The sequence below is a fragment of the Micrococcus sp. LASM2_SD2 genome (assembly GCF_057364565.1).
The window spans coordinates 1-8227 of record NZ_JBNFOB010000090.1; the positions used below are offsets into that span (position 1 = coordinate 1).

General features: G+C 72.5%; 9 protein-coding genes. 4 read left to right on the top strand and 5 right to left on the bottom strand.

Annotated features, from left to right (window positions below; translation table 11 throughout):
- Positions 1–294 precede the first annotated feature (294 nt).
- From AC2W7A_RS06455 to AC2W7A_RS06470, 4 genes are all read left to right on the top strand, one after another.
- Positions 295–987: a sensor histidine kinase gene (locus AC2W7A_RS06455; RefSeq protein WP_485990633.1), complete on the top strand. Its 693-nt coding sequence runs from the start codon at positions 295–297 to the stop codon at positions 985–987.
- Between the two features lie 112 nt (positions 988–1099).
- Positions 1100–1711: a response regulator transcription factor gene (locus tag AC2W7A_RS06460; protein WP_485990634.1), complete on the top strand. Its 612-nt coding sequence runs from the start codon at positions 1100–1102 to the stop codon at positions 1709–1711.
- 380 nt (positions 1712–2091) lie between these two features.
- Positions 2092–2295 carry a DUF3073 domain-containing protein gene (locus AC2W7A_RS06465; protein WP_485990635.1) on the top strand — a complete coding sequence of 68 codons (204 nt, stop codon included), beginning with the start codon at positions 2092–2094 and terminating at the stop codon, positions 2293–2295.
- Positions 2295–3212 carry a Sir2 family NAD-dependent protein deacetylase gene (locus tag AC2W7A_RS06470; protein ID WP_485990636.1) on the top strand — a complete coding sequence of 306 codons (918 nt, stop codon included), beginning with the start codon at positions 2295–2297 and terminating at the stop codon, positions 3210–3212. The genes AC2W7A_RS06465 and AC2W7A_RS06470 overlap by 1 nt, the downstream gene beginning before the upstream one ends.
- 85 nt (positions 3213–3297) lie before the next feature.
- Here AC2W7A_RS06470 and purM read toward each other — a convergent pair whose 3' ends face one another.
- The 5 genes from purM to AC2W7A_RS06495 all read right to left on the bottom strand — a co-directional run.
- Complete coding sequence (gene purM / locus AC2W7A_RS06475; protein WP_485990637.1) at positions 3298–4473, bottom strand: phosphoribosylformylglycinamidine cyclo-ligase; 1176 nt, start codon at positions 4471–4473, stop codon at positions 3298–3300.
- Entirely contained in the window at positions 4470–6080 is a 1611-nt protein-coding gene (purF, locus tag AC2W7A_RS06480) for an amidophosphoribosyltransferase (protein ID WP_485990638.1), read from the bottom strand. The genes purM and purF overlap by 4 nt, the downstream gene beginning before the upstream one ends.
- Positions 6077–6550 (bottom strand): hypothetical protein, encoded by a 474-nt coding sequence (locus AC2W7A_RS06485; RefSeq protein WP_485990639.1) that lies wholly within the window; start codon positions 6548–6550, stop codon positions 6077–6079. Before AC2W7A_RS06485 ends, purF begins: the two co-directional genes overlap by 4 nt.
- 112 nt (positions 6551–6662) lie before the next feature.
- Positions 6663–7550, bottom strand: coding sequence for a hypothetical protein (locus tag AC2W7A_RS06490; RefSeq protein WP_485990640.1), 888 nt, complete (start codon positions 7548–7550; stop codon positions 6663–6665).
- A gap of 374 nt (positions 7551–7924) precedes the next feature.
- On the bottom strand, positions 7925–8227 hold a 303-nt coding region (locus AC2W7A_RS06495; protein WP_485990641.1), incomplete at its 5' end, for a sterol carrier family protein.

Below are 8227 nucleotides of genomic sequence, written 5' to 3' on the forward strand. Positions count from 1 at the left end.
CCGGGGGCGGGACCGACCTGCTGTGGCTGTTCGGGCCCACCGTCCCGCCGGCGCTCGCCGCCGCCGTGCTCCCGCTGTTCGGGCTGCACCGGCTGGGCACCTGGTGGGCGCTGTCCCTGTGGCTCTCGACTAGCTGGTGCTCTCCAGCTGCTGCCGCCGCCGCGCGCCCGCCGGGCCCTGCTCCTCGGCGGGGCCGTCACGCTGGTCCTCGGCGCGGCCGCGGTCTTTCAGGACCCGCAGGGCCCTCAGGACACCGGGCCGGGCTTCCTCGTCTGGGGCGCACTGACGGCCGGCATGATCATCCCGACCGTCTGGTTCTGGCGCCTGATGCAGCGTCTGGACCACGCCCGTGGCCAGGCCGCCGAGCTCGCGGTGGCCCGAGAGCGGCTGCGCTTCGCGGCGGATCTCCACGACGTCCAGGGCCACCACCTGCAGGTCATCTCCCTGAAGGCGGAGCTGGCCGAACGGCTGCTGACCAAGGGCCGTGCCGAGGACGCCGGAGCACAGGTGCACGAGGTCCGCGAGCAGGCCCGCGAGGCCCTCGCCGAGACCCGGGCCCTCGTACGTGACCTGCGGGAGGTGTCCGCCGAACGCGAGCTGGCCAACGCCCGGGATGTCCTCACGGCCGCCGGCACCGCCGCCGAGGTCCACGTGGATCCGGACCTCGGGCCTCTCGGCCCGGCCGCCGGCAGACTGGTCGGCCTGGCCGCCCGCGAGGCCACCACGAACATCCTGCGCCACGCCTCCGCCGGACACGCCCGTCTCGAGCTCACCGGCATCGGGCCGACCGCCGTCCGCCTCGTCGTCCGCAACGACGGCGCCCCGGCTCCGCGCCTCTCCCTTCCCGTCACGGGCTCCCCGGCCCTGGACTCCTCCGCCGCCGGCACCCCTGAGCCGACCCGACGACCGAGGCGAGCCGACCCGAGCAGGGCGAGCGGCCGTCGTCGGGAAGCGCGGCCGGAGGCCGCCGTGGAGGGACCGGGCTGACGGCCCTGGCCGAACGCGCCGAGGCCGCTGGCGGTACCCTCAGCACCGCTCAGGAGGGCGAGACGTTCACCCTCACGCTCACCGTCCCCCGCTCCGCCGACCAGGAGACCGCATGACCGCCCCGATCCGTGTGCTCGTCGCCGACGACGAGGTCCTCATCCGCGGTGCCGTGGAGGCGCTGCTGACCCTCGAGGAGGACCTCGAGGTGCTGCCCGGCGTCTCGGACGGCACCGCCGCCGTGGCCGCAGCCCGCCGGCTGCGCCCGGACGTCTGCCTGCTGGACCTCGAGATGCCCGGCCTGGACGGCGTGGAGGCCGCGCAGCAGATCCTGCGCTCGGTGCCCACCAAGGTGGTGATCTTCACCCGTCATGCCCGGCCCGGCGTCCTGCGGCGTGCGCTGGCGGAGAAGGTGTCCGGGTTCGTGCCGAAGTCCATGCCCGCCGAGGAGCTCGCCGACGTGCTCCGGCAGGTGGCCGCGGGCAGGCGGTACGTGGATCCAGAGATCGCGGCCACGGCGTTGACCGGGGAGCAGTCGCCCCTGACCGAGAGGGAGCTGGACGTGCTGCGCGTGGGCCGGACGGCGCACCGGGTGGAGGAGATCGCCCAGGCGTTGCACCTGGCGCCGGGGACGGTGCGGAACCACCTCTCCAACGCCATGGCCAAGCTCGGCGTCCGCACCCGCCAGGAGGCCGCCCAGCGCGCCTGGGAGGAGGGCTGGATCTGAGCACCGCGGCGGGAACGCGTCGAGCCAGAGGAAGTGGTCACTTCCCGGGGCCGTGAAGCGGCCGATCTCTCTGGTTCAGCGCTGGGGGCCACTCAAGCTCGCCGAGCCAGAGGAAGGGGTCGCTTCGGCGCCGCACGAAGCAGCCGAACTCGCTGGTTCGGCGCAGCGGACAGGAGCGTGTGGAGCACGACGACGGCCCCGCACCTTCCGGAGGGAAGGCGGCGCCGAACGTGGCCGTCCGCCCATGGCTGACGGGCCACAGGAGGGGGCCGTTCCTGATACCCTGGTCCGCACGAACCATTTTGACCAGTGAGAACCTCGGCGGGCCCCTGTAGTGCCATCAGTCCCGAGGGCAGAGAGATGCGAAGGGGGTCACGCTCATGGGGCGCGGCCGTCAGAAGGCGAAGGCCACGAAGCAGGCGCGAGAGATGAAGTACTTCTCGCCCGGGACAGACCTCTCCGCACTGGAGCGAGAGCTTGCCGGCAAGCGGCAGCACGCTGACTCGGATGAGATGGAGTACGAGGATCCCTACGCGGACCTGTACGCGGACGAGGATGGCGAGGACAGCGACGACGTTCGCTGATGTCCTCCGTGCATCCCGCACTCGACGGGCACCGGGCCGCACTGCGCTCGATCGCCCGGGTGGTCGATGAGACCGCACCGCCGCAGGACCCTGGGGAAGCCTCCCGGGGTCTTCTGGCGTTGCTGCGCGATCATCGGCCGCTGATCCTCACCGGTGCCGGCGTCTCCACGGACTCGGGCATCCCGGACTACCGCGGACCCGCAGGGTCCCTGCGTCGCCACCGGCCGATGACCTACCAGGAGTTCTCCGGCGACCCCGAAGCGCGCCACCGGTACTGGGCACGCTCCTACGTGGGCTGGCGGCAGATGGACGAGGCGAAGCCGAACATCGCGCACCGGATCCTGGGGGAGTGGACCGCCCGCGGGCTCACCGCCGGCATCGTCACCCAGAACGTGGACGGGCTGCATGCCGCCGCCGGCACGGAGGTCGGATTGCCGGAGGAGAAGCTGATCCCCCTGCATGGGGACCTGGCGCGCGTGGCCTGCCTGTCCTGCGGGGCCCTCGAGGACCGACGCGGCATGGACGCCCGCCTGGAGGAGGCGAACCCCGGCTACCTGGAGGCCGTGTCCGTGGATCCGGACGCCGTGAACCCGGACGGCGACGTCACCCTGGACGACCGCTGGGTGCGGCAGTTCCGCATGGTCGGCTGCCTGCGGTGCGGCTCCGTGGAGCTGAAACCGGACGTCGTGTACTTCGGGGAGAACATCCCGCGTGAGCGCCGCGCCGCCGCCGAGGCGATGCTGGAGGACGCCAGGGCCGTGCTGGCCGTCGGGTCCTCGCTGGCCGTGATGAGCGGGTTCAAGTTCGTGCTGCTGGCCGAGCGCCGGGGCCTGCCGGTGGGGCTGGTGAACCTCGGCCCCACCGCGCGGACCCCAAGGCGCAGTGGCGCTGGCGTGCCCCCGTGGCCGAGGCCCTGACCTGGCTGGACGAGCAGCTCTGACCCCCTGACGTTTCCGTTCGGGACTCGACGCTTTCCCGAACGAAAACGCCAGGCGGGGCGCGTCAGTCGGCGTAGCGGCCGGTCATCAGCACCGCGCCGCCGTCCACGCCCTTGGCGCCCTGGACGAAGTCCTCGCCGGCGCCGGCCGCCTCATCGGTGACCTCGCCGACGGTGCCCATGGTCCAGGCGTCCATGCCGGCGCCGGACAGCTGGGTGATCGCCTTCTCCGCGGTCTCCGGGGCCACCACGGCCACCATGCCGACGCCGAGGTTCAGGGTGCGCTCCAGGTCCGCCTGCGGCACGCGGCCCAGGTCCGCCACCAGGCGGAAGATCGCCGGCAGGGACCAGGTGCCGCGGTCCACGGTGGCCATCAGGCCCTGCGGCAGCACGCGCGCCAGGTTCGCGGCCAGGCCGCCGCCGGTCACGTGGGAGAAGCCGCGGACGGGCAGGTCCTCGCCGCCGTCGGTCCCGTTCAGCGCCTGCACCAGCTCGAGGCAGGCGCCGGTGTAGATGCGGGTGGGCTCGAGCAGCTCCTCGCCGAGGGTGCGGCCGAGCTCGTCCACGTGGCGGTCCAGGTTCCACCCGGCGGAGTTCACCACGCGGCGGACCAGGGAGTAGCCGTTGGAGTGGATGCCGGAGGAGGACATGCCGATCACCACGTCGCCGGAGTGCACGCGCTCGGCGCCGAGGACCATGTCCGCTTCGACCACGCCGGTGGCGGCGCCGGCGACGTCGTACTCGTCCACGCCCAGCAGGCCCGGGTGCTCGGCGGTCTCGCCGCCCACCAGAGCGGTGCCGGCCAGGCGGCAGCCCTCGGCCACGCCGCGCACGATGTCCGCGATGCGCTCGGGGACCACCTTGCCGCAGGCGATGTAGTCGGTCATGAACAGCGGCTTCGCGCCGACCACCACGATGTCGTCCACGACCATGCCGACCAGGTCCTGGCCGATGGTGTCGTGCTTGTCCATGGCCTGCGCGATCGCCACCTTGGTCCCCACGCCGTCCGTGGAGGTGGCCAGCAGCGGCCTGCGGTAGCCGGTCAGCGCGGAGGCGTCCCACATGCCGGCGAACCCGCCGACGCCGCCGAGGACCTCGGCGGTGTGGGTCGCCTTCACGGCGTCCTTCATCAGCTCCACGGCACGGTCGCCGGCCTCCACGTCCACGCCGGCGGCGGCGTAGGTGAGGGGGGCGTCGGCCTGCTCGGTGTGCTGCTCGGTCCCGGGAGTCTGCTCGGTCACTGCGCGGTCCTGTCCGTCTCGGTGGTCATGGGCTCCAGTTCGGCGTCCGGTCCGGGCTCGCACCCGGTCTTCACGACGGCGGCGCCGGCCTCCGCCTGTCCGCTCGCCTTCCCGGGGGTCTCGAGCAGGGCCTTGCCCCGCTCGGACTCGTCCGGCAGGTCGATGGGGTACTGCCCGGTGAAGCAGGCGGTGCAGAGGGTCGTCCGGTCCTGCTCGGTGGCGGTGATCATTCCCTGCTCGCTGATGTAGGCGAGGGTGTCCGCGCCGATGGAGGCGGCGATCTCCTCCTCGACGGCCCCGTTGGCGATGAGCTCGGCACGGGTGGCGAAGTCGATGCCGTAGAAGCACGGCCACTTCACGGGCGGGGAGGAGATCTTCACGTGCACCTCGGCGGCGCCGGCCTCGCGGAGCATGCGGACGATGGCGCGCTGGGTGTTGCCGCGGACGATCGAGTCGTCCACCACCACAACGCGCTTGCCGGCCACCACGTGCTGCTGCACGTTGAGCTTCAGCCGCAGGCCGAGCTGGCGGAGGGTGTCCGAGGGCTGGATGAAGGTGCGGCCCACGTAGGCGTTCTTCACGAAGCCCTGACCGAACGGGATGCCGGAGCCCTCGGCGTAGCCGACGGCGGCGGGGGTGCCGGACTCGGGGACCGGGATGACGATGTCCGCCTCCACCGGCTGCTCCTTGGCCAGCTGGCGGCCCATCTCCACACGGGACTCGTACACGGAGCGGCCGTTGATGGCGGCGTCCGGGCGGGCCAGATAGACGTACTCGAACACGCAGCCGGCGGGCTTGGACTCGGTGAAGCGGCGGGAGCGGATGCCGTCTTCGTCGATCGCGATGAACTCGCCGGGCTCGACCTCGCGGATGAAGGAGGCACCCACGGTGGCCAGCGCCGACTGCTCGGAGGCGACCACCCAGCCGCGCTGCAGGCGGCCCAGCACCAGCGGGCGCACGCCCTGCGCGTCACGGGCGGCGTACAGGGTGTGCTCGTCCATGAACACGAAGCAGAAGGCGCCACGGATGGTGGGCAGCAGGTCCATGGCGGTGTCCTCGAGGCTGCGGCCCTCCTCGCCGTGCAGCAGAGAGGTCACCAGGGCGGTGTCCGTGGTGTTGCCCTGCTTCAGCTCGCCCGAGCGCAGGCGCTCCGGCATCTTCTGGACGCGGCGGTAGAGCTCGGCGGAGTTCACGAGGTTGCCGTTGTGGGCCAGGGCCACGCTGTCGCCGGCTGCGGTGGAGCCGAGGGTCGGCTGCGCGTTGGCCCACTTGTTGGCGCCGGTGGTGGAGTACCGGCAGTGGCCGACGGCGAGGTGGCCGGTGAGGGAGTTCAGTGTGGACTCGTCGAACACCTGGGAGACCAGGCCCATGTCCTTGTACACCGCCAGACGCTTGCCGTTGGAGACGGCAATGCCGGCGGACTCCTGGCCGCGGTGCTGCAGGGCGTACAGGCCGTAGTAGGCCAGCTTCGCGACCTCCTCGCCCGGCGCCCACACGCCGAAGACGCCGCAGTGGTCCTGCGGGCCCTGGTCCTGGGGGTCGAGGGCGGCGGTCAGCAGGCCGTCGCCGCGCCGGGTGCGGGGGGTGGGCAGGGAGGTGTGGCTCACTGCGCGGTGTCCTTTCGGGTGGCCGGGGCCGCGTCCTGAAGGCCGTCCGAGCGGGCTGCGGACTCGGCGTCGGCGGTGGAGGAGGAGGTGCCCCAGCGCTCGCGGTACTCGGCGACTTCGCCACGGTGCAGGCGCACGTCTGCGGCGGCGGGGTCGTCCGTGGACTCGAGCACATAGGTGGCGGTGGTCTTGCGGGAACGGCGGTCCATCAGGAGCCAGACGAGGGAGGCGAGCAGGGCGCCGAGCAGGCCGAACACGATCACCGCGATGCCCATGGTGGAGCCGAACTCCAGCGGCACGCCCGTGAACGGATCAGCCGGCGGGACGTCCCCGCTGTGCACGAGGGCGGCCACCACGCCGCCCACGATCGCCCCCACCAGCACGCCGAGGGCCAGGAAGACGCCGAGACGCGGAGCACGCCGCATGGCATAGGTCGACCGGGCAGGGCTGTGGCCGTCAGTGGGGGTCATGCAGGCCAGTCTAACGAGGATCGAGGACGTCGCAGGCCGCGGTGTGGGGCCGGCGTCGGGGTCGCCCGCACAGCGCCGCGCCGGCCGGCGGAGGCGCCCGGAGGCGCTGCGCTCACGGGTGCTCTGCGAGGTACGCGCGAGCAGCCTCGAGGCGCTCTGCCGTCACAAGCTTCTCCTCCGCGAGGGCGGCCTCGTTGCCCTTGATCAGGGCAGCCTGGTAGCCGGCTTCGATGTCTCCGAGACGCTGGGTGAGGTCGGTCCGGTCATTGCACTCCGCCTCGATCACGGCGATGCGGATCTCCTCGCGTTCGGCCTGGTCGGTCCGGCCCGCGGGAGAGCCCGGTGCAGGAAGCGCCAGGCCCTCGCGGCTGGTCCAGCCGTCGTCCTCGCCGACCGGGGTGAGGCCGGCGTCGGTGAGGCAACGTGACCAGTCGTCTCGGGCCGCCGCCCATTCCGGAGACTGCCGGGCCTTCGCCCAGGCCTGCAGCATGATCGGCACGGCAGAACCGCTGCCCGTCGGCGTCATGGGGGAGGAGACCGCCTCCATCTGGTCCATGACCTCGGGCACGCACTCGTCGTAGGCGGCATTGAACGCCGGATCGTCTTCGTCGCTCCAGCCCCCGGGCGGGGTCGGCGTCTCCGCGGCAACGGGCTTCGGCCCGGGGACGTCGAAGCCGTGCGTGCGGGCCCGCTCCGGGAGCCAGAGCCCGTAGCGACGGTCCTCGAGTTCCGTGTGGTCATCGCTCTGGGGCGGCTTCGTGCCGTTGTGCCCCTTGAACCGGAGACAGGAGCGCATGATCGCCAGTCGAGCACGGGTCATGGTGGTCTCCGTGGCGTCGTCGCTCAGATACTCGTCGATGGGCAGGATGATCTGGCCGCGGTCCCGGTCCAGACGGGCTGTCGCGGTCGGGTCGGGGCGAACGGTGTCCGCGCCGCAGACCGATGCCGCGATCGCCAGGGCCAGGGTGACCGCGCCGAGGGCGGAGTGCACTCGCTTCATGCTCGTGTGCCTTCTGACTCGAGGGCCCGTGAGAGGGCGTGCCTGCAGGGGTGCAAGTGCTCTCAGGCTCCCCCCCGCCTGAACCGCCGAAGCGCTTGACACCGGCCTTGAGGATGCCCGGTGGAGTCACCACGGCCATTCGGACCGAGCCAGGGGCGACGAAAGAAGGATGGCGGAGGGCACTGTCCTTCTGGTATTCGCCGTGGGATGGAGCGAGGGCCTGGCCACGGACCGGGCGTCCAGGTACAGGGGATGCGGGCGGTCCAGGCCTCGAACCGGCACCGACGCCCCCGGCTGAAGGCCGCCGGCTCAGTGCCCTCAGCTCACGGCCGCACCAGCGTCACGGCCGCACCAGCGTCACGGCCGCACCAGCGTCACGGCCGCACCAGCGGCAGGTGGTCGGACACGTCGGCACGCACCCCGGAGACGGACAGCTTCCCGGCCTGACGGGCCTGCTCCCAGTCCATCAACCCGGTGGCCAGGGACAGCCAGGTCACCGCATCGGTCTCTAGCACGTTCGGCGGGGTGCCGCGGGTGTGCCTCGGCCCCGGCACACACTGCGCCACCCCGAAGGGCGGCACGCGCACCTCCCACGGGAGTTTTGCCGGGGCACGCGGGGTTGGGCCAAGCTCCCTCCAGGGGGCGAAGCGCCACGGGCCGCTGGGCCCCGGGTGGAG

Coding starts and splice junctions, on each gene's coding strand:
- AC2W7A_RS06460 (WP_485990634.1), top strand. CDS start 1,100: ATGACCGCCCCGATCCGTGTGCTCGTCGCCGACGACGAGGTCCTCATC.
- AC2W7A_RS06470 (WP_485990636.1), top strand. CDS start 2,295: ATGTCCTCCGTGCATCCCGCACTCGACGGGCACCGGGCCGCACTGCGC.
- AC2W7A_RS06455 (WP_485990633.1), top strand. CDS start 295: ATGATCATCCCGACCGTCTGGTTCTGGCGCCTGATGCAGCGTCTGGAC.
- AC2W7A_RS06490 (WP_485990640.1), bottom strand. CDS start 7,550: ATGAAGCGAGTGCACTCCGCCCTCGGCGCGGTCACCCTGGCCCTGGCG.
- AC2W7A_RS06465 (WP_485990635.1), top strand. CDS start 2,092: ATGGGGCGCGGCCGTCAGAAGGCGAAGGCCACGAAGCAGGCGCGAGAG.
- AC2W7A_RS06485 (WP_485990639.1), bottom strand. CDS start 6,550: ATGACCCCCACTGACGGCCACAGCCCTGCCCGGTCGACCTATGCCATG.